We start from the raw sequence: 20,639 nt of genomic DNA, 5'->3' as shown, positions 1-20,639 counted from the left end.
AACGGATGGAGGAGCGTTTTGTGGGGCGTTCTCGAGGACCGGTTACGCCGGCCCGCAGGACGACGGTCGCGCTTAGAATCCTTTGCCCAGCAACTCTCGAGCGATGACGTTCTTCTGAATCTCCGTCGTGCCCTCGTAGATCTGGGTGATCTTCGAGTCGCGGTAGAAGCGCTCGACGGGGAAGTCGTTGACGTAGCCGGCACCGCCGTGGATCTGGACGGCTTCGTTGGCGGCGTCGACGGCGACCCGGGAGGCGTACTCCTTGGCCATCGAGGCGAGTTTCGTGATGTCGTTGCCCTGGTCGACGTTCCAGGCGGCCTTGTAGGTCAGGTTGCGGGCGGCCTCGGTCTCGGTGGCTATGTCGGCGAGTTTGTGCTGGATGGCCTGGAACTCGCTGATCGGCTTGCCGAACTGCTCGCGGTCCTGAGCGTACTCGAGGGCGGCCCGAAGCGCCCCCTTGGCGATCCCGACACCCTGTGCGGCGACGCCGGTTCGGGTGGCGTCGAAGAACTGCATCTGCTGCATGAACGCGGCGTCGCGGGTCCCGATGAGGTTCTCCTCGGGGACGCGAACGTCGTCGAAGACGAGTTCGGCGGTGTCCGACGCTCGAATGCCGAGTTTACCGGTGATCTTGTCCGAGCTGAAGCCGTCGCGGTCGGACTCGACGACGATCTGGCTGAAGCCGTTGTAGCGGCCCTCGGCGTCGGGGTTGGTCTTACAGAGGACGACGAAGAAGTCGCCGACCGTCCCGTTGGTGATCCACATCTTGTTGCCGTTGACGACCCACTCGTCGCCGTCCTTCTCGGCGCGCGTCGAGACCGACGAGACGTCGGAACCGGTGTCGGGCTCCGAGATGGCGGCACCCGAAATCTTCTCGCCCATCGCGACGGGCTCTAAGAAGCGCTCCTTCTGGTCTTCGGTTCCGAACTCCATGATGGCCTCGGTTCCGAACGAACAGGCGAGAATAGAGAGCGCGATACCCGGATCGTAGGAGAACAGTTCCTCGGCGATGAGCACTGTCTCGAGCGTCGAGTAGCCGGCACCGCCGTACTCGATCGGAATCGAGGATCCGACGAGCCCCATCTCGACGGCCTCGTCGACGACTTCGTGGGGGAACGTCTCTTCCTGATCGTACTCTTCCGCGACGGGCACGATTTCGTTCTCGGCGAACCGCTTGACTTCTTCGCGGATCTGCGCTTGCTCCTCGGAGAGACCGAATTCCATGACAACGTGTTTCCATCCCAGCGATAAAGAGCTTTGTAACCGACAGTAAACGGAAATAGAGTTTTCTCCGAAAAGAGGGAAACGTTGAAACACGTGCCGATTGCAAGTGTATTCATGGAGCTGGAAGATATCAACACCGTCGCAGTTCTCGGCGCAGGGAATATGGGTCACGGCATCGCGGAGGTCGTCGCGATGGCTGGCTACGACGTACACATGCGCGACATCAATGACGAGTTCGTCCAGAACGGCTACGAGCAGATCGAGTGGTCGCTCGACAAACTCGCCGAAAACGACCAGCTTACGGAGGACGAAGCCGAGGCCGCCCTCGAGCGCATCACCCCGCTCGTCGACATGGAGGAGGCCTGCGGCGATGCCGACGTCGTCATCGAGGCCGTCCCGGAGCAGATGGAGATCAAAGAGGACGTCTACACCGAACTCGAGGCGGTCGCCCCCGACCGCGCGATTTTCGCGACGAACACCTCGAGTCTCTCGATCACGGACCTCGCGGAGTTCACCGACCGGCCGGGGCAGTTCTGCGGAATGCACTTTTTCAACCCGCCGGTTCGGATGCAACTCGTCGAAGTGATCTCGGGCGCCGAGACCGACGCGGAGACGCTCGACGTGATCGAGGAACTGGCCGAGGACATCGGCAAGTCGCCCGTGCGCGTCCGCAAGGACTCGCCCGGCTTCATCGTGAACCGCGTGCTCGTCCCCCTGATGAACGAAGCCTGCTGGCTCGTCGAGAACGACGAGGCGACCATCGCCGAGGTCGACTCGACGACGAAGTACGACATGGGGCTCCCGATGGGCAGTTTCGAACTCGGCGACCAGGTCGGCAACGACATCAGCTACCACGTCCTCGAGTACATGCACGAGGTGCTGGGCGAGGCCTACGAGCCGTGTCCGCTGCTCCAGCGAAAGGTCGAAAACGAGGAACTCGGGAAAAAGACCGGGAAGGGCTTCTACGACTACGAGGACGGTCCGGGTGCCGAAATCCCGACCGACGAGCAGTCCGAACTCGTCAAAGCGCGCCTGACCGCTTCGATGGCCAACGAAGTCGCGAAGCTGATCGGCAACGACGTCGCACCGCCGAAATCGATCGACGAGGCGACCAAACTCGGCGCCGGCTTCCCCGACGGCCCCGTCAAGATGGTCGACGACTTCGGCATCGAAAACGCACTCGAGGCGCTCGAGGCGGCCTACGAAGAGACGGGTCACGAGCGCTACGAACCCGCTGAATACCTCGAGGAACGCGTTTCGGAGGGCGGATTCTACGACGCGACGGAAGCCGACGAGGCTGGAGCCGAGTTCGACGCGATCCGCGTCGAGTACCCCGGCGACATGGTCGGCCACATCGTCCTCGACCGACCCCACCGAATGAACACCATCAGCGGCGAACTGCTCGAGGAGCTGTCGGCGGCGATCGACCTGCTCGAGGACGACGACGAGGTTCGCTCGATCCTCATCACCGGCGAGGGCGAGAAGGCGTTCTCCGCGGGCGCCGACGTCCAGAGCATGGCCGCAGGCGGTGCCGACCCGATTCAGGCGCAGGAGCTCTCGAGGCAGGGCCAGTCCACGTTCGGAAAGCTCGAGGCCTGCGACATGCCCGTCGTCGCGGGCGTCGACGGCTTCTGTCTGGGCGGCGGGATGGAACTCGCGACCTGTGCCGACTTGCGAGTTGCCAGCGAGCGCTCCGAGTTCGGACAGCCCGAACTCAACCTGGGGCTGCTTCCCGGCTGGGGCGGCACCCAGCGACTCAAACACATCGTCGGTGAAGGGCGCGCGAAAGAGATCATCTTCACCGCCGAGCGCTACGAGGCCGACGTGATGGAATCGTACGGCTTCGTCAACGAACTCGTCGACAACAGCGATCTCGAAGCGAGCGCGCTCGAGCTGGCAGCCGACCTCGCGGGCGGCCCGCCGATCGCCCAGAAGTTCACCAAGCGCGCGATGCTCGCCGGCCGCGACGATACCGAGGCCGGCCTCGAGTACGAGGCCTCCGCGTTCGGTCACCTGATGGCGACCGACGACCTCATGGAGGGGATAACGGCCTTCATGGGAGACGGCGAGCCGAACTTCCAGGGGGAGTAAGGCGAGCGTCGAACGGCCCGCAGCGCGAGTCGTTCCGAAGGGAGCGAAGTTCGAAGAGATAACGTACTTCGAACGCCGCCAGTGCGCTCGCCCTACGTAGAAAACGGACCGCGCGAAGACGCCTGTCGAGTACCAGATCCCGCTTCGAAGGCAGGAGATCGCTCACCGCCCCCGTTCACGCTCGCAGGGGGCGTTATATATAGAACGAATTACTAAACGTAAGTGTTAGTTATTCCGCGAATGAGAGGACAATAATGGCAGATATCCAATTCGAACCGCGTATCGCGGTCATGTATCATATATATCCTACCGTATTCCGAAAAATTCAGAAGAATACTGTTATGGATACTGATATCTGGTCGCGAGATTTATCACCCAGAGGTACCATTGGTATCCCGTGGCTCCAATCGATGAACAGAACAGAGGGGGCAACCAATGAGTGACGAGACTGAAATTCTCGTCGTGGATGACGAGGCTCGTCTCGCAGACCTGTTTGCCGCATGGCTCGATACCGATTGGGCCGTGGAGACGGCCTACGACGGCGAAGAGGCCCTCGAAAAAATGGCCAGTTCCGTCGAAGTCGTCCTACTAGATCGTCGGATGCCGGGACTCTCCGGTGACGAGGTCCTCGCGAAGATCAGGGACGCCGGATACGACTCGCGAGTCGTGATGGTAACGGCGGTCGATCCCGATTTCGACATCATCGAGATGGGCTTCGACGATTACCTCGTCAAGCCGGTTTCGAAGGACGAACTGGTCGAGATCGTCGAGAACGTCGCCAGCCGATCCGATTACGAGTCGGATATTCAGGAGTACTACGCGCTCGTCTCGAAGAAAGCACTGCTCGAATCCGAAAAGGCGGACCGCGAACTCGCGGACAACGACGAGTATCAGGACCTCTGTGAACGCGCCGTGGAACTCGAAGAGCGCGTCGACGAGACGGTCTCCGAGATGCGTTCTCACGACGACTTCGTTGGCGCGTTCCAGGACCTGCAACCCGAGAACTAAGCTCGATCGTCCGAATCGAACCCGAACTCGAATCGGGCACCCCCTCTCTCACCCTCGCTCGCAGCAACTGTCCATCCGTGTCCGGTAGCGACTTCTTTGACGACCCAGAGACCGATTCCGAACCCCTCCGCGGAGAGTGATACCGAGGGATCGAACAACTGATCGCGCATCTCCTCGGGAAGCCCCGTTCCGTCGTCCTCGACGTAAAACCCGCCCGATTCGAGCAGGCCGACTCGAAGCGTGGCGTCCGGACCACCGTGTTCGACTGCGTTCCGGAAGAGGTTCTCGAGCAAGCGCAGGAGCCTCGATCGATCGGCTTCGATGGTCGTCGTTTCCGCGACCGAAAGCGTCGCGCCGTCCGTCGAGACGTGCTCCCACGCGTCGCCGGCGACCGACTCGAGGGCCACGGGTTCGGGATCCGCCGCCCACTCCCCGTCTCGGGCGATGGCCAGTACGTCCTCGATGATCGTCTCCATGCGATCGAGGCCGGCGTGGACGCTGTCGGCGTACTCGATCGACCCGGTCTCCTCGAGCAGTTCGAGATAGCCCTGCGCGACACCCAGCGGGTTTCGAAGGTCGTGGCTGACGATCTGTGCGAAGGCGTCCAGCCGTTCGTTCTGTTCGCGGAGTTTCCGCTCGCTTCGTTTTCGCTCGGTGATGTCGCGAACGACCGCAACCGAGGCCAGAAACGACCCGTCGTCAACGAGGGCTGCGATCTGGGCCTCACAGGGGATTCGATCGCCGGCTTTCGTCTCGAGGGACAACTCGAGCGTGTCCGTACTCGCGCCGCTTCGCAACAGCGAGCGAATCGTCTCCCGGCCGGCCTCGATATCGTCCTGACCGATGACGATGGAAACGTGTTCGCCCAGTAGTCCTTCGCGGCTGTAGCCGGTCATTTCGGTGAGCGCGTCGTTAACCGTCATGAAGTGGCCCTGTTCGTCGAGGACGTACATTCCGTCGCCCGCCGTCTCGACGAGCCGTTCGTAGCGCTCGAGTGCTCGTCCGCGTTGCTCGAGTGTGCCCCGGATGGCGATCGTTTCGAGGACGTGCGAGGCCGTCTCGGCGACCGCTCGGATCGCCGTTCGTTCGGCGTCCGAGACCGGTTTGCGCGTGTAGACGACGAAGACGCCGTAGCGATCGTCGCTCGATGCGAGCGGGGCGACGGTGACGGCACGAACGCCCCGATCTGACGCGTGATCGCCGAACGGGACCGCATCGGGGTCGTCGATGACATACTGGTGCGTTCGCAGCTCTCGGGTCTGCAGCACGCGCTCGAGCAGGGGGTGCTCCCCGGTGCCGATCCCAAAGGTTCGTCGCATCGGCCACGCCATGCGCTCCGGATCGGTCACCCACGGGATGATCTCCCGTTCGCCCCGGTCGTACTCCCCGACCCACGCAAACACGAACCGCGTACTCGCCGTAAACTCCTCGCGAAGGACCCGCTCGACGACGATAGGCGAGGTCGCATCGACCAGCCGACGTCTGACAGCGTTGACGATCGCTCCAGGACCCGACGAGAGGTCGACGACATCGTGCACCTCGGCGGGTGGGACGTCAGAGTCGGTTACCTCGCCATCGTCTCGTGTACCGCTCGAGTCGGCTTCGATGCGTCTCGTTATCGTCGCCGCCAACCGATCCGCCGAGTTCGTCTCGTCCGTGCGGGCGACGACTTCGCTGAGCACGGCGACGGAATCGTCGCTCGCTTCGTCGCCCCAGTGAACGAACGTCGGCGCCCCCGGCGACTCGGCCTCGACGGTATCGACGAGTTCCGGGACGGACGCGACGGTACGTGCGTCGACGACGACCGCGTCGATCGACTGCCGCTCGAGTCGATCGACAGCCTCGGCGGAACACTGGGCGATGACGACGGTGACCCGGGCGTCAGCCAGCGAGCGCGTTACGGACGCTCGCGTCGACCGATCGCTGCTCACACAGAGGACGCGTGATCGGCTCATGTCAGGGTTGCTCCGTTACAGCATCCCGAGTTATCACGGCGAATCGTCGGTACTGCTAGGGCAGTTGCTATCGAAACGAATTGTTCTTTCGACATGAACCCCGACCTGGCTGATCACTCGGATAGCACGTGTACTGTTTCCATTAGCAGAGGAATTGATAGTTTCGGCCGCCGGTTACAGTAGCCACTGCAAGTCACTGCACACCTGATCGAACAGCAGCCGTGCGATCACGTGTGATTAGGGGCAGTCGCTACTCTCGCTCACGGGGCCTGTCCGTAGATCAGATTGCGCTGGATCTCGTTCGCTCCCTCGTAGATGACTGGAATCCTGGCGTCGCGGAAGACGCGAGCGATCCGCCGCTCGTCCAGTACCGAACGGCCGCCGTGGAACTGCATTCCCTGTTCGGAGACGTCGACGGCCGTCTCCGTCGCGTTCGTCTTCGACAACGCCGCCCAGTAGCCCGCGTTCTCGTTGTTCTCGACCTTCTCGCAGGCGCGCCACGTGAGTGCTCGAGCGCGCTCGAACCCGATGAGCATATCCGCGAGTCCGTGTTGAACCGCCTGGAACTCGTTGATCGTTCGGCCGAACTCCTCGCGGCCGTGGGTGAACTCCCAGCTTTCCTCGATGGCGGCCGCCGCGAGGCCGAGTCCGTGGCCGGAGACGACGATACGACCGTGGTTGAAAAACTCCGCGAGCATCATGAAGCCGGCCCCCTCGTGGCCGATCAGGTTCTCTTCGGGGATCCGGCAGTCGTCGAACTCGATGTGAGCCTGCTTCGAGGCGCGCATGGCCATCTTCTCGGGGATGTGTTCGGCCTCGTAGCCGTCGGCGTCGGTCGGAACGATGAACATTGAGTGGTTGCCGTAGCGGTTGTCTTCGTCGTCGCCCGTGCGCGCGTAGAGGGTGATCCAGTCGGCCTCGACGCCGTTACCGATCCAGTACTTCTCGCCGTTGATGACGTACTCGTCGCCGTCCGTTTCGGCCGTCGTTTGCATCCCAGCGAGGTCGCTGCCCGTCTCCGGCTCCGAGACGGCGAGGCCCGACCGCATTTCGCCCTCCGCAACCGGGCGAACGTACTCCTCGCACTGCTCGTCGGAACCGTACTCGTAGGTCATCTCGCAGCCGAAACTCGCCAACTGGAGCGTCAGCGCGATGCCCGCGTCCGCACGATAGAACTCCTCCGTCAGCGCGAGCAACTGCGGAAGGTCGAGCCCCCGGCCGCCCCACTCTTCGGGGATGTCCTGGGCGACGAGGTTCGCCTCCCGCCCGGCCTCGAGAATCTCCTCCGGGTAGGTTCCCTCCTGAAAGTGCTCCTGGGCGTTCGGTTCGATGTGTTCGCGAGCGAACTCGCGGGCCTCGGCCTTGATCTCGTGTGCGTGTTCCGGAACGATACTGTCCTCGAGTAGGTCCATATCCTGTCACACAACATCGATGTGGATATAGCCGCGGGGAAACTGTGCAAGCCGCGAACGTCGCGTCGCTGCCGTCGGGTGATCGAGCGGGCGGGCGCGTGTCGTTCCGCTCAACGTTCGTCGCGCTGGTGGAGACCGGTTAGCGGAATTCTCGAACGAGTTCGTCCGTGGAAAGGTCCGTATCCCGATCCAGTTGCCAGATGTCCCAGACGACGTCGCTGAGGAGGTGGACGTAGAGCACGACTCCGGTCAACATCGCCAGAGGGACGCTCGAGAGCGCGAGCACCGGAACCACGACACCGATAATGAGGAGATGGCTCAACAGCCTCGAGAGGACGCCGACGTCGCCCGGCTCGAAGATGCGCCGCTGGTCGGCGACGGCTGCGGCCGGATTGGAGAGGCAGAATCGAACGGCGTCCCAACTGCCGGTTTTGAAGCGCGCGATGAGCAGGTGATCGACGTCGATGAGTACGCCGGCGGCGGTTCCGTAGGCGACGGCGACGAGCGGTGGAACGGTGTACCCGAAGACGGTGATCGGCGAGAGCACGGAGACGAGAACCGCGGAAATAACGAACGAGAGCGCCGCGTGGTGTTTCGAGTAGATGGAAACTCACCTACCAGCACCGACGACCGGGGGCCACTAAATCGTCCCGCCGATTCTCGGCGGGCGTCGGTTCGCGTTCTCGGCGGACTGGGGCCCTCGGTCGAGTTCGCTCATCGCTCACCCGGCGAATCCCGAGAGCAGCCACTCCCCGTCGCCGTCCTCGTCATCGTCGATGCTCGGTGCGCTGACGAGGACGAACGCGCTCTCTTCGTCGCCGTTGCGGATCTGACGCGTCGACTCCGGCGGGATCCAGAGCGCATCCCCGGTCTCCATCGCGACCGGATCGTCGTCGACGATTACCGTCGCTTCTCCCTCGATCAGGACGTAGACCTCCTCGTGGCCGTTGTCCGTGTGATCGTGGGGCTGGCTGTTCCAGCCCGGATCACAGCGAGCGACCGTCACCCCTACTCGCTCGGTCTCGAGTGGATCGCTCAGGAAATGCATCGCGCTCGAGACCTGTTCGACTTCCTCGTAGTTTACTTTCCGATAGGACATACGCACTCTTTCGACGGGATAACAGTAAAACTACGCGTTCCACGGCGCACAATCAGCCGACTGCGCGCCGGGATGTTCGTTTCTGGTGACAGCTCAGCAGTCATCGCAACTGCAGTCGTCGCCACACGTACAGGCAGGTTCGCACGTACAGTCGGGTTCACAGCATGCGATCATTGGTACTCGATGACGTGGTTGGAACCGAAATCGCATAACTGCTGTGCTACCGGCCAGTGTCGGCGTCCGCTCGAGCGTTATCTGCCCTGGGCGATCGGATCGAATTCGTCGACCGGAATCACCGAATAGTCGACCGTCAGCGCGTCCTTGGTCGCCCGGATCTTCCCGACGAACGTCGAGATGTCCTCGAGTTCGCCTTCCAACACGAACAGCTCCATACAATAGTGGTCGCCGACGTGGCTGTGGAAGTTCGAGGCTACGAGGTCCTCGTGTTCGTGGCGCAGGTGCATCATTCGCTCTTCGACGCTGGTCGTTTCATAATCGAACAACACTGTGACGATTCCCATGAGTTCCCGGTCCTCGAGACGGGTGTCCTGAAACTCGCCGAGGAGGTTGCGGGAAGCCTCCCGGACGACTTCGCTACGACCGGTGTAGCCGTGTTCGTCCGCGAACTGGTCGAGTCGCTCGAGGAGTTCGTCCGGCATCGAGACGCTTACGACTGCCATATAATAACTCGCCGCCCATAATCTATTAAACCTTATCATCGATTTCGAGCCGCGGGAGGATGGCGTTTTCAGCGCCCGCCATCGCGTTCCGTCGGTACCTACTGTTTTCCGGTTCGACGGTGACCACTGCGTATGTTCCTCGCTCACCGAACGTGGCCCGAACTCGGCGACTACGTCGCCAACGAATCGCTCGTGGTCGTTCCGATCGGGTCGACCGAACAGCACGGCCCGCACCTCCCGGAGGGGACGGACCACATGATCGCCGAGGCGCTCGCCCGCGAGGCGACCGATCGGACGGACGCGCTCTGTACACCGACGATCCCGATCGGCGTCAGCTCCCACCACCGCCAGTTCCACGGCACGATGTGGGTCGAGCCACCGGTGTTTCGGGACTACGTGGAAAGTCTCTCGCGAAACCTCACGTACCACGGCATCGACCGGATCGTCTACGTCAACGCCCACGGCGGCAACGTCGCCCACCTCAGGGAGGTCGGTCGCCGCCTCCACGACGACGCGACCGCCTACGCAATCGAGTGGATGTGGGACGAGTCGATTCCCGAACTGATCGAAGAGGTCTTCGAAACGCCCGGCCCCCACGGCGGCCCGAAAGAGACCGCCATGATCATGCACATCGCCGAGAACCTCGTCCGCCGGGACCACCTCGAGACGGCCCGCGACGGCGGGGCGGTCTTCGATTACGAGGCGGAGCGCGTCCACGGCGCGACCACGTTCTACGACTGCCTCGAGAACAGTTCGAACGGCGTCTTCGGTGACCAGACCGACGCGACGCCCGAGATCGGCGAGCGGCTGTTCGAAGCGGCGGCCGAGCAACTGGTGGCGCTCCTCGAGTGGCTCGACGCACGACCGATCGAGGCGCTCGTGCCGCAGCCGCATCTCGATCCGAAACCGGGAAGCGGTCGCGATTCCGAACCCGACCGCTGATACAGGGGTGACACCTGCGGCATCGATCGAGTGGACACCGGCCCGCGTTCGGACCCAGTGTACGGTCGTATAGTGCTTCCTCGAGCGATTGGTCCTCGGCGCATTTCGTCTGACGTGACCGGTGCCGGACTCGCCAAAATCGGTACCGCAGTTGTCATCTGGCGCTGGACTTATCCGTCCCAGTAGCCTGATTCTCGCCATGAGTGAACGGGCGGAATCGCCGAGTACGGGGTTCGAAGCCGCCGGTACTGATCGGACGGCCCGACGGTGTTATCGGACGCTCCTCGACGCGGTCGAAGGCGGTCTCTTTCAACTCGACGACTCCGAGCGACTCGTCGCAGTCGACGACACGCTCCTCGAGAGAACCGGATACGTCCGCGAGGAACTCCTCGACACCCACGTCTCGCGGCTGGTGTCGGCGACGGACGCCGACCGAATCGAGGCGATACTCCGCGACCAGCGCCGCCGAGAGGGGACCGATGCGACGGCCCTCGAGGTCGGGCTTCGAACCATCGATGGAACGACCGTCCCCAGCGAGTTCCGGTTGGATACGTTCCGAACGGACGACGGGTGTCACGGTGCCGTCGGCGTCGTCTCCGAGATCGACGAATACGATTCTCGAGCGGCCCCGTCGCAGTCGTCAACAGCGGCCGAAGCACGGTACTCGTCGAACTCGTTCGACGCGATGCGCACCGTTCTCGAGGCGGCCGATGTCGGCGTCTTCGTCCTCGACGAGTCGTTCGACGTCGCGTTAGTCAACGGCGCCGCCGAGGAGTACTTCGGCATTGATCCAGCGGCCGTCCTTGACCGGGACAAACGAGCGGTGCTCGAGGACACGATTGGCGATCGAGTAGCCGATCCGGCGGCGTTTTCGGCGGCCGTCCTCGAAACCTACGACGACGAGAGCTACGTCGACCGCGTCGAGTGTCACGTGACGGAGGGACCGAACCGCGACGAACGCTGGCTCGAGTATCGGAGCAAACCGATCGACTCCGGCCCGTACGCCGGCGGTCGAATCGAGCTCTACTACGACGTCAGCGAGCAACACCGTCGGGCCTACCAGTTACGACAGCTGAACGAGGCCGTCCGCGAGTGGCTCGAGGGGACGAGCGACCGGGAGGTGGCCGAACGGGCCTGTCACCACCTGTTCGACATCCTCGATCTCGAGATCAACGGGATCTACCGCTACGACTCGGCGTCGCGGGAGCTACGACCGATCGCGTGGTCCGAACCGGCGGACGCGCTGTTCGACGACCTTCCGACGTTCGGAGAAGGCGAGGGGATCGCCTGGCGGGTCTTCGACACCGGACAACCGGAAATCTACAGCGACGTGACCGGCGATCCGGACGTGTACAATCCGGAGACGCCGGTCCGAAGCGAGATCTGTCTCCCGATCGGCGACTACGGCGTCGTTCTCATCGGCTCGGAGGCGCGTAACACGTTCGACGACGGCGACCTCTCGCTCGCCAAAGTAGTCGCTTCGAGCCTCGAAGTGACGTTCGACCGGCTTCGTCACGAGCGCGGACTCGAGCGCCGCAAGAGCGAACTCGAGACGGAGTTAAGCGACATTCTCGGGCGCGTTTCGGACGCGTTCTACGCGCTCGACGAGTCGTGGCAGTTCACACACGTCAACGAGCGCGCCGAAGACCTCCTGGGCTACGACCGCGAGGAACTCCTCGGCGAGAACGTCTGGGAGCGGTTCCCCGGTGGAACGCGATCGGACCTCATCACGCAGTATCACAAAGCGATGAGAACCCAGGAGACCCTCTCCTGGGAGCGCTATTCGGGAACACTCGAGATGTGGATGGAGATACAGGCGTACCCGTCCGAGACCGGACTCTCCGTCTACTTCCGGGACATCACCGACCGGAAGCGCCGAGAGCAGCAACTCGAGCGCTACGAGCGGATCATCGAAACGGTCGAGGACGGGATCTACGCGCTCGACGAGAACGATCGATTCACCACCGTCAACGAGGCGTACGCGGAGCTAACCGGCTACGATCGCGACGAACTGCTCGGAGCCCACGCCTCGCTCGTCGTCGACGACGCGGTGATGGGTCTCGCCCGAAAGGTCGCCGCCGACGAGAGCGACGTCCCGACGATCGACGCGACGCTCGAGACGAAAGCGGGTACCCGAGTTCCGATCGAGGCGACCGTCACGAAACTGCCAACGGTCCACAGCGCGCGCTCGAGCGTGGCCACGTCCAGCATCGAAAGCCTCGCTCTCGACGGTGAGTGGGGCGATACCGAGTCGTACGCGCGCGTTGGCGTCGTCCGGGACGTTACCGACCGCAAGGAACGCCAGCGACGCCTCGAGGCGAGCGAACAGCGCTATCGCACCCTCGCGGAGAACTTCCCCGGCGGTATCGTCGCCCTGTTCGACGACGAACTTCGATACACGGCCGCGGGCGGCCAACTCATGGACGAACTCGGAATGGAGCGAGAGAACGTGATCGGGGAGACGATCCACGACCGCTATTCGGACGAACTACTCGAGAAGATCGAACCCCACTTCCGGGCCGCACTCGACGGCGAGGAACGCACCTTCGAACTGAACACTCACGAGCGAGAACTGCTGGTCTACACCCTTCCGATCCGAACCCCCGGGGAACGAACCACCGGGATGGTCGTCCTCCGGGACGTCACCGCGGCCGCGGAGTACCAGCGAAAACTCGAGGAGTCCAACGAACGCTTAGAGCAGTTCGCCTACGCCGCCTCCCACGACCTCCAGGAGCCCCTGCGGATGGTCTCGAGCTATCTCCAGCTGATCGAACGGCGCTACAGCGACGCCTTCGACGAGGACGGCCTCGAGTTCCTCGCGTTCGCCGTCGACGGGGCCGACCGAATGTCGGCGATGATCGAGGGATTGCTCGCCTACTCGCGGGTCGAAACGCAGGGAAGCGACCTCGAGCCGGTCGGCCTCGATACCGTTTGCGACGACGTTCGCGAGGACTTGCGGCTGCGTATCGCCGAGAAGGAGGCGGACATCACGGTGGAATCGCTTCCGCGAGTTTGCGGTGACCCGGACCAGTTGCGACAGGTCTTCCAGAACCTGCTGAGCAATGCCATCGAATACAGCGGCGACGAGCCGCCGCGGGTGCACATCTCGGCCGAGCGCGACGGCGCGGAGTGGCTCGTCTCGGTCCGCGACGAGGGAATCGGAATGGATCCGGACGACGCCGAACACGTGTTCGAGGTGTTCCAGCGGTTACACAGTCACGAGGAACACCCCGGAACCGGGATCGGTCTGGCGCTTTGCCACCGGATCATCGAACGCCACGGCGGCGATATCTGGGTCGACACCGAAGCCGGCGACGGTTCGACCTTCCGGCTGACGCTCCCGGCGCTCGAGGACGCCGAGTAACGAGACGGCTCCGAGAGCGCCCCGCTCACGGACGGCTCTGGAACGCTGATCGGTTCGCACAGTCTGCGTACGTACCGTCGTCCACGGGATCAGTGCCCGGGTCTCGAGTCGGTGAGTCCCTTGGGTGGAACGCGACAGCCACAGGGGGTTGCGAAGCCGGCAAACGGTCCGGAGACCGTCGTGACGACGACCGGCTGTCCACAGTTGGGACAGGCGGGCCGCGTCGTCGTTTCGTCCGTGTTCGGGTCGTCGGTATCGCTCATTGGGTTCACCAGATAGTGGGGTTGGTTGACGACGGTGGGCTAACGGATTGTGTCGACGGCCGTACGGGACGATTATCTCCCGAGAGAAGCCATGCAATCATGACTTCGGAGCTGCACGGTTTGAAGCCACGTTTCGGCTGATTCCTCCCGGAGCACGTCAACACGCACCTTCGTTCTTGGAGCGGAGCTTCTGTACTAATTGTGCTACCAGTATTACTTATATCTATTGCTAATATGAAATGGTGATATTAGTTTTTACCGGTTCGAACTCGAGTAACGCGGCCAACTGGTCGGAATCGGCTGGTTGTAGTCGCATTGCAGCGATACTCGCGGCTGCCATCGGGAGTTAGCTATAGTAGCCTCCGACAGTCACTACACACCCCATCGCGCGACGGCGTTTCGATCCGTGTGGTAATCGGTTCAGCTGTTACTGATTCGTACGTCTGATCTCGGATCCTCGCCGCGAACATCGGATTAGGACCGCTGTCTCACAACCAAAATAATTAACCGTGTTTGGGGTGGGAATCAATCATATCATGGCTGCTGAACCGGATACGCGAACGGTGATCGTAACGGGTTCGACGAGAGGATTGGGAAAGAGTATCGCAAACCGATTCGCGGAAAACGGCGACAACGTCGTCATTTGTTCGCGGTCGCTCGACGACTGCGAAGAAGTCGTCGAAGAGTTCGAGGAGAACGGTGGCTCAGCGCACGCGGTCGAAGTCGACGTGAGCGACAGATCGTCCGTCCAGCGGTTGATCGATGAAACCGTCGACCAGTTCGGGCGTCTCGACGTGCTGGTGAACAACGCGGGGATTAACATCCGGGGCCCTGCAGAGGAGATGGCACCCGAGGACTGGCAACAGGTCGTCGACGTGAACTTGACCGGCGTCTTCTTCTGTGCGCAGGCGGCTGGAACCCAGATGATCGAACAGGGAGACGGTGGAGAGATCGTCAACATTTCGAGCATGATGGGGAGCATGGGACAACAGGATCGAACGCCCTACAATACGACAAAGGGAGGAGTTAACAATCTCACTCGGTGTCTCGCCGTCGAGTGGGCGGAGCACGACATCCACGTGAACGCGCTCGCTCCGGGGTATATCATGACTGAGATGGTCGAACAGGCACAGGACGATACCGGATTCGATCAACAGGATATCAGGGACAGGACGCCGCTCGATCGGTTCGGGACGCCGGAGGAAGTCGCGAACTGTGTCGCGTTCCTCGCCTCGGGCGACAACTTCGTCACGGGGGAAGTGCTGACCGCCGACGGTGGCTGGACGGCGTTCGGTTGGGGCTGTAAAGACGAGTAAACTACCCTACCCTACTCCCTCAGCGCATACGCGCTTCGGTCCTTGAGGGTAGGGCTTTGATATGGACTCCCGCCAATCAGTCACCAGCAATAGACTGGTGTCTCTCGCCGTTCAATGTCCCACCATTCACACGCACGTCTACTGGTGCGTCTCCGCTCCCCGACTTGGGCGAGGAACGGAGTCTGTGTTTCCGCTTCCGGGCGTACCGTAGCCCGATATTCTTCGCCGCATTGTAGTCCGCGTTGACCTCGTAGCCGCACTTCTGGCAATGGAAATGCTCACCGTCACGGTTCGCTTCGTGCGTGAACCCACAGTCTGTCCGAGAACAGCGTTGGGACGTGTGGTTCGGCTCGACTTGTCCCACGGAGACGCCGCGTTCTGGAGCCTTGTACTCAACGTACTCGAAGAGGCGTCGGAACGCCCAGACATGGTGCCACTTCGCCTGCGGAAGCTGCTCTCGAATGTCTGTCAGGTCCTCAAACACGATAACGTCGCAGTCGTGTTCGACGGCTTCCGAGACGAGTTCGTTGGCGACAGTATGTATGTACTGTTTTCGCCATGCTTCTTCTCGTTTCCCGAGTCGAAGCAGAGCGTTGTGCGCGGCTTGCGTACCGCGTTGTTGCATCTGTCCGCGTCGGTTCTCGAACTCGCGGCACCAATGGTCGTAGTCGTCGCCCTGCCAGAAGCGCCCGGTGGAGGAGACGGCGAGACTGTTGACGCCGAGGTCGATACCGAGGACCGTTTGGTCGGGGTGCCCGGTATCTGCCGAAACCTCTGCGTCGTCGCCGCCCACCCGCCGAGTTGAGATGTTGAGGTAGAACTCATCAGTCGCCGCATCGTACCGAAGTGTACTCTCGCGGAACTCGTAATCCTCGGAGAGTACGTATCGTTCGTAGGGCGTCGGACTGTCCACCGGGAGAACGAACGAGGGTTCAACTCGGCCCTCAACAGTTGACAGAGACACCTTGTTTCGGTAGAAGGTCGCACTCCGCGTGTCGTAGTTCATCGTCTCAGCGGTGAACGTCGGGCAGGAGACGCGCTGTCCCTTCTTCCAGCGTTCGACAACGCCTTTTACGGCTTCGACGGCGCGACGTATCGCGGCTTGGACGAGTTGTGCCTGTAACTCTGTCTCCTCTCGAAAGTCGGAGTAGAGAGTGTCTCGGACCTGCCGTTTGTTGGTCTTGCACTCGGTGTATGAGGCTTCGGACCAACAATAGTCGGCGGTTCGGTTCGCACAGTACAGGTATTGCTCGGCGGTTCGGTGGAGTGCGTCGCGTTGCTCGTCGGAAACGGCGAGTTTCACGACGGCGGTTCGACGCACGCCTATACTTCAGAGAGGGGGCGACGGTACTTATATATTCAGGAGTCGGGTGGTCGCAGTGTGCCGGTTGTGTCGCACCATGTCGGTTTCCTCTCCGGCCTACTCGCTCCCTTCGGCCGCTCCTTGAGGCCGGAGGCTCCACCTTGAATTGTCCTGAAGACGACACTATTCGGAACGCTCGAGGAGGGTGACGGACACTGACACGTCGCCGTCGAATCGCACCCGCACCGTTTCACCGCTTGCGAGCCCCCATAACGCTCTTATCCACCCTCGAGTGTCGAGCCAACAGCTATATATTCAACCGCCCATTCGTCCCAGCAAAGCGGTGCACGACGTGATTCCGACTACACTTCGTTCGGACCGGTTGCTACTCGCCGTCTCGTTCGCCTGCTTCGCTACTGCCGGCATTGCCGCCGGCAACGCCGACGCGCTCGGCCCCACGCTCGTGGCGACGGCGGTCGCCATCACCGGCGTCTTCTGCCTCGCCCACTACGCGGCTCGGATCAGCCGACGAACGCTCGCACACCTCTCGCTCGCCTTCTGGGTTGCCTTCCTCGTGATTTCGGGACTCCACGTGATCGGCCTTGAGGCGGTCGGCAACACCGTCCCCGGCACGGCCGAGATCCACGTGCTCTCGCTGATCGCGATCACGTGGGGGACGCTGCTGACCGCCTGCGGGGCGACGGCGTTCCTCGGCTTTCGAGAGTACGGGGCTGCGTCCAGCGCCGATACGCCCGAAGACGGGGTTCTCGAGGGCGAGGCGTCCGAGTACTCGACGCGATAACGGTCGGGAGAACTCCCCGTCAGGGCCGCGACGGACGCCCGCGGATCGGGCACCCGAACTCGAACGAAGCCGGGCGAAAATAGACCGCACTGCTACGCTGGCAACGAGGGGCTCCCATCCCCTCCCTACCCGATTCGATAACTGACGGCGATCCCCTCGCCCAGCGGCAGGACGAACGTCTCGAACTCCGGATCGCTCGTCACGCGCTCGAGGTAATCGACGATTCCCTGCGTGTGCTCGTTCACCTCCGCGACCGCGCCGCCGTCGACGATCTCGAGCAGTTTCTCGAACTCGACGACGCTCGCCGTAATCGCGTTGTCCGCGACGATCACGCCACCGACCGGCACCTTCGAGCGGACGGCGTCGAACGCGTCCGCGTATCGGTGTTTCTGGTGATCGATCAGGACGACGTCGAAGGGGCCGTCTACGCCCTCGATCGTCTCCATCGCGTCGCCCACTTCGTACCGCGCGAGATCGTCGTAGCCGCCCTCGCTCAGGTACTCGCGCGCCATCTCGAGTTCGTCCGCGTCGACCTCCGTGAGGACGATTTCGCCGTCTACGGGCAGCGCCTGGGCCATCCAGTAGGCCGAGTAGCCGTAGCCGGAGCCGAACTCGAAGATCCGCTCGGCGTCGCTCGTCCGGGCGACGAACCGGAGGAACGCGCCGACCTCGGGTCCGACGTGGGGAAACCCCTCCCGTTCGGCGTAGTCGTCCATCTCGCGCAGCGTCTCGTCCGGGTCCGGGCAGACCGCACGAACGAAGCGATCGATGTCGTCCGAAAGCACGTCGACCATAGCTCCCCTTCGTCGGCCGGGGTATCAAAGCCGTCGTCTCGAGTGCGCGCTTCAGACGGTCGACGTCCGGACGACCGCGAATTCAGCGGGCTTTTCACGCAACGTCGCCGACTGTGAGAACTGTGAGCGTCATCACAACTACACTCGCGGGCGTCGTCTTCGGACTCGCGCTCGCCGCGCCGCCGGGACCGATGAACGCCATCATCGCCGAGGAGAGCGTTGTCCGCGGCTGGAACGCCGGCTTTCGGGCCGGATTGGGCGCGATGCTCGCCGATGTGTGCTTTTTCGTGCTCGCGCTGGCCGGCGTCGTCGCCGTGATCGATCGCTATCCGACCGTCCGACCCGCGCTCTATCTCGTCGGCGGTCTCCTCATGCTGTACTTCGCCATCGGCGCGGTCGACGAGGCCAGAAACGCCGCCTCCTTCACCGACGCCAGCGGCGACCGGGGTGCCTCCAGAGGCTTTCGCAAAACCTTCGCGCTCTCGCTGACGAACCCCTACCAGATCGGGTTCTGGCTCACCGTCGGCGTCGGCTTGCTCGAGGCCGGGTCCCTCGACGTGCTCGCACACGTTCCCGGGATCGGCACGGCGCTCGAGGGGGCGCTCGTCGTCCAGACCGGGTCGCCGGCGCTGCTCGTCGGCTTCTTCGCGGGCATCGCGATCTGGATCGCCGCCTATCCCGCGGCGATGGTCGCGGCCGGTCGGCGCGTCGACGCCTTCGCACCCCTCGTCGCCGCGCTGAGTGCCGCCGTGCTCGCCGGCTTCGGCGTCCTCTTTCTCGCCATCGGGACGCTTCGCGTCGTTTGAGGGGAACGGTCACGTGCCGCGCCGACTCCGGATCGGGCCACACCGGGAACGGTCACTCCCGGTCCTTGCCGTCGTCGTCCGCGTCATCCGTCTCGTTCCCTGCCGCCGAGTCACCGTTCGTTCCGGTCGAACCGTCGTCCATCGCTGAACCATCGCCCGATTCTCCACGGTCCCCGTTCGCCACCTCCGTTTCGTCAGGTTCGTCACTCGCCTCGTCCGTTCCGTCGTCCGCCTCGGCGGAATCGATCCACGGACTCCGGTCGTCGTCGCTCGAGTCGTCGGCGTTCGGATCGCGTGCCGATTCCGTCGAGCGGCCCCAGCCGTCACCGTCGTCCTGCTCGCTCGAGTCGCCCCAGACGGTTGGTGCCTCCCAGGACGGCGCGTCGTCGACGTCCGTCTCGAACGGATCGCTCGAGGACGGGCCGTCAGCGGGATCGTCTCGAGCGTCTCGACCGCCGCCCCAGCCGGTCGTCTCGCGTCGGCCGTGCACACCCGCGGGCTCGGTGGAGGTCGTCGGATCGGATCGAACGGCCCCACGCTGCTCCGGGATGAGATCGAGGGTTTCGTCCGTGTCCCCGAGGATCAACAGCGCGTAGTAGCGAACGTACCCCCGAACCGGCGTTTCGATCACGGCGACGACGTACCGATAGCCCAGGTACGCGAGGATGAACAGGCCGACCGCAACGGCGGCGAGGTTCGGATGGATCGCGGTGAACAGGAGGATCACGAGGAAGAACAGGATGGCGCCGAAGATACTGACAACGAACCCGATCACCGCGAACAGCATCCAGAAGGCAAACCCGATCAGCCAGGTGATCAGGAGGTACGCGAGCGTTCCGCTCCAGTTCGAGGCGACCACCGGCGCGAACCGTCGCCACGCACCGATCGGGCCGCACTCTTGTTGCAGCATGATCGGAACGACGAACGCCGTCGTGAGGGTGTAGATCGTACCCCAACCGACAAAGGCGGCGAAGGCGGAGAGTCCGATAGCGGCTATCTGGCCCAACGATAGCTCGTCGACGGCGCTGATATCCCCGAGGAAAACGACGGCCACGACGGGAATCGCGATCGCGATGAACAGGCCGGCCCACAGCGCAGCGCGAAACAACACCAGCCAAAGGCCGCGTTTGAGGTTCGCGCGGGCGTACCGGCGGAAGTGAATCGCTTCGGTGCGCAGCGACTCGACGAAGACGAACTCAAGGATTGCCACGAGATATCTGAAGGCGGCGTAGATACCGATTCCGACCCCGGAAACGAGGAGGACGACCCACAGCGCATCCGACTCTTCGGTCGCATCCGCCACCGCGCTAAACGGGAGGTTGAACAGTTGTGACGTGAGACCGATGCCGCCGAGGAGGACGACGACGACCGCAACTTTCAGCCAGCCACCGAAGCCGAGCGAGTCGAGGTAGCGCTTCGTCACCGCGAGGGAGTCGCTCAGGTTATCGATCGCATACATATTTTACTGCCAACTATTGTCTGATGACAAATAGGCATCTATTCGCGTGGGAGTCACGCTGACAGACGCCGATTCGAGCGAGGGGAGTTCGCGCTCGACGGACGGAGTGAACCGGTGGTGA

At 62.9% G+C, this 20,639-nt stretch carries 17 protein-coding genes; 7 read left to right on the top strand and 10 right to left on the bottom strand.

The features are described 5' to 3' along the window. Positions 1-72: 72 nt before the first annotated feature. On the bottom strand, positions 73-1,224 hold the full coding sequence (locus DWB23_RS07820) for an acyl-CoA dehydrogenase family protein (protein WP_121742265.1): 1,152 nt from the start codon (positions 1,222-1,224) through the stop codon (positions 73-75). A 114-nt stretch (positions 1,225-1,338) separates the two neighbouring features. Between DWB23_RS07820 and DWB23_RS07815 the strand changes: the two genes are divergently transcribed. Together DWB23_RS07815 and DWB23_RS07810 are read left to right on the top strand one after the other, a co-directional pair. Continuing rightward, positions 1,339-3,315 carry a 3-hydroxyacyl-CoA dehydrogenase/enoyl-CoA hydratase family protein gene (locus tag DWB23_RS07815; RefSeq protein WP_121742264.1) on the top strand — a complete coding sequence of 659 codons (1,977 nt, stop codon included), beginning with the start codon at positions 1,339-1,341 and terminating at the stop codon, positions 3,313-3,315. A 435-nt stretch (positions 3,316-3,750) separates the two neighbouring features. Beyond that, positions 3,751-4,323 (top strand): HalX domain-containing protein, encoded by a 573-nt coding sequence (locus DWB23_RS07810; protein WP_121742263.1) that lies wholly within the window; start codon positions 3,751-3,753, stop codon positions 4,321-4,323. On the opposite strand, the gene DWB23_RS07805 is transcribed toward DWB23_RS07810, so the two are convergent. From DWB23_RS07805 to nikR, 5 genes are all read right to left on the bottom strand, one after another. Continuing rightward, positions 4,320-6,278: a PAS domain S-box protein gene (locus tag DWB23_RS07805; RefSeq protein ID WP_121742262.1), complete on the bottom strand. Its 1,959-nt coding sequence runs from the start codon at positions 6,276-6,278 to the stop codon at positions 4,320-4,322. The genes DWB23_RS07810 and DWB23_RS07805 overlap by 4 nt on opposite strands. A 260-nt stretch (positions 6,279-6,538) precedes the next feature. Further along, a complete protein-coding gene (locus DWB23_RS07800; protein ID WP_121742261.1) occupies positions 6,539-7,690 on the bottom strand; it encodes an acyl-CoA dehydrogenase family protein in 1,152 nt (383 codons plus the stop codon). A 139-nt stretch (positions 7,691-7,829) separates the two neighbouring features. Continuing rightward, the gene (locus DWB23_RS07795) at positions 7,830-8,237 is read right to left on the bottom strand and encodes a hypothetical protein (RefSeq protein ID WP_238717370.1); all 408 of its coding nucleotides are present in this window, start codon (positions 8,235-8,237) and stop codon (positions 7,830-7,832) included. A gap of 174 nt (positions 8,238-8,411) precedes the next feature. Then, complete coding sequence (locus DWB23_RS07790; RefSeq protein WP_121742259.1) at positions 8,412-8,789, bottom strand: cupin domain-containing protein; 378 nt, start codon at positions 8,787-8,789, stop codon at positions 8,412-8,414. A 251-nt stretch (positions 8,790-9,040) separates the two neighbouring features. Next, entirely contained in the window at positions 9,041-9,469 is a 429-nt protein-coding gene (nikR, locus tag DWB23_RS07785) for a nickel-responsive transcriptional regulator NikR (RefSeq protein WP_121742258.1), read from the bottom strand. A 132-nt stretch (positions 9,470-9,601) separates the two neighbouring features. Between nikR and DWB23_RS07780 the strand changes: the two genes are divergently transcribed. Then, entirely contained in the window at positions 9,602-10,411 is an 810-nt protein-coding gene (locus DWB23_RS07780; RefSeq protein WP_121742257.1) for a creatininase family protein, read from the top strand. 199 nt (positions 10,412-10,610) lie between these two features. Continuing rightward, positions 10,611-13,775, top strand: coding sequence for a PAS domain S-box protein (locus DWB23_RS07775; RefSeq protein WP_121742256.1), 3,165 nt, complete (start codon positions 10,611-10,613; stop codon positions 13,773-13,775). 89 nt (positions 13,776-13,864) lie between these two features. Here the strand turns inward: DWB23_RS07775 and DWB23_RS22935 are convergent, their stop codons facing one another. Then, complete coding sequence (locus tag DWB23_RS22935) at positions 13,865-14,038, bottom strand: hypothetical protein (protein WP_162989771.1); 174 nt, start codon at positions 14,036-14,038, stop codon at positions 13,865-13,867. 536 nt (positions 14,039-14,574) lie between these two features. Here DWB23_RS22935 and DWB23_RS07770 point away from each other — a divergent pair. Next, positions 14,575-15,354 (top strand): SDR family NAD(P)-dependent oxidoreductase, encoded by a 780-nt coding sequence (locus DWB23_RS07770; protein WP_121742255.1) that lies wholly within the window; start codon positions 14,575-14,577, stop codon positions 15,352-15,354. Between the two features lie 76 nt (positions 15,355-15,430). Here the strand turns inward: DWB23_RS07770 and DWB23_RS07765 are convergent, their stop codons facing one another. Next, positions 15,431-16,681, bottom strand: a complete 1,251-nt coding sequence (locus tag DWB23_RS07765) for an RNA-guided endonuclease InsQ/TnpB family protein (protein ID WP_121742254.1) — start codon at positions 16,679-16,681, stop codon at positions 15,431-15,433. Positions 16,682-17,000: 319 nt separating this feature from the next. Between DWB23_RS07765 and DWB23_RS07760 the strand changes: the two genes are divergently transcribed. Next, a complete protein-coding gene (locus DWB23_RS07760) occupies positions 17,001-17,459 on the top strand; it encodes a hypothetical protein (RefSeq protein WP_121742253.1) in 459 nt (152 codons plus the stop codon). Positions 17,460-17,584: 125 nt separating this feature from the next. Here the strand turns inward: DWB23_RS07760 and DWB23_RS07755 are convergent, their stop codons facing one another. After that, positions 17,585-18,253, bottom strand: coding sequence for an O-methyltransferase (locus DWB23_RS07755; protein WP_121742252.1), 669 nt, complete (start codon positions 18,251-18,253; stop codon positions 17,585-17,587). Between the two features lie 122 nt (positions 18,254-18,375). Between DWB23_RS07755 and DWB23_RS07750 the strand changes: the two genes are divergently transcribed. Continuing rightward, positions 18,376-19,059 carry a LysE family translocator gene (locus DWB23_RS07750; RefSeq protein WP_275086294.1) on the top strand — a complete coding sequence of 228 codons (684 nt, stop codon included), beginning with the start codon at positions 18,376-18,378 and terminating at the stop codon, positions 19,057-19,059. 52 nt (positions 19,060-19,111) lie between these two features. On the opposite strand, the gene DWB23_RS07745 is transcribed toward DWB23_RS07750, so the two are convergent. Continuing rightward, positions 19,112-20,518: a DUF7544 domain-containing protein gene (locus tag DWB23_RS07745; RefSeq protein WP_121742250.1), complete on the bottom strand. Its 1,407-nt coding sequence runs from the start codon at positions 20,516-20,518 to the stop codon at positions 19,112-19,114. Positions 20,519-20,639 lie beyond the last annotated feature (121 nt).

The organism is Natronorubrum halophilum, from assembly GCF_003670115.1.
Lineage (GTDB): Archaea > Halobacteriota > Halobacteria > Halobacteriales > Natrialbaceae > Natronorubrum > Natronorubrum halophilum.
This window is presented reverse-complemented; position numbering and strand designations above follow the sequence as displayed.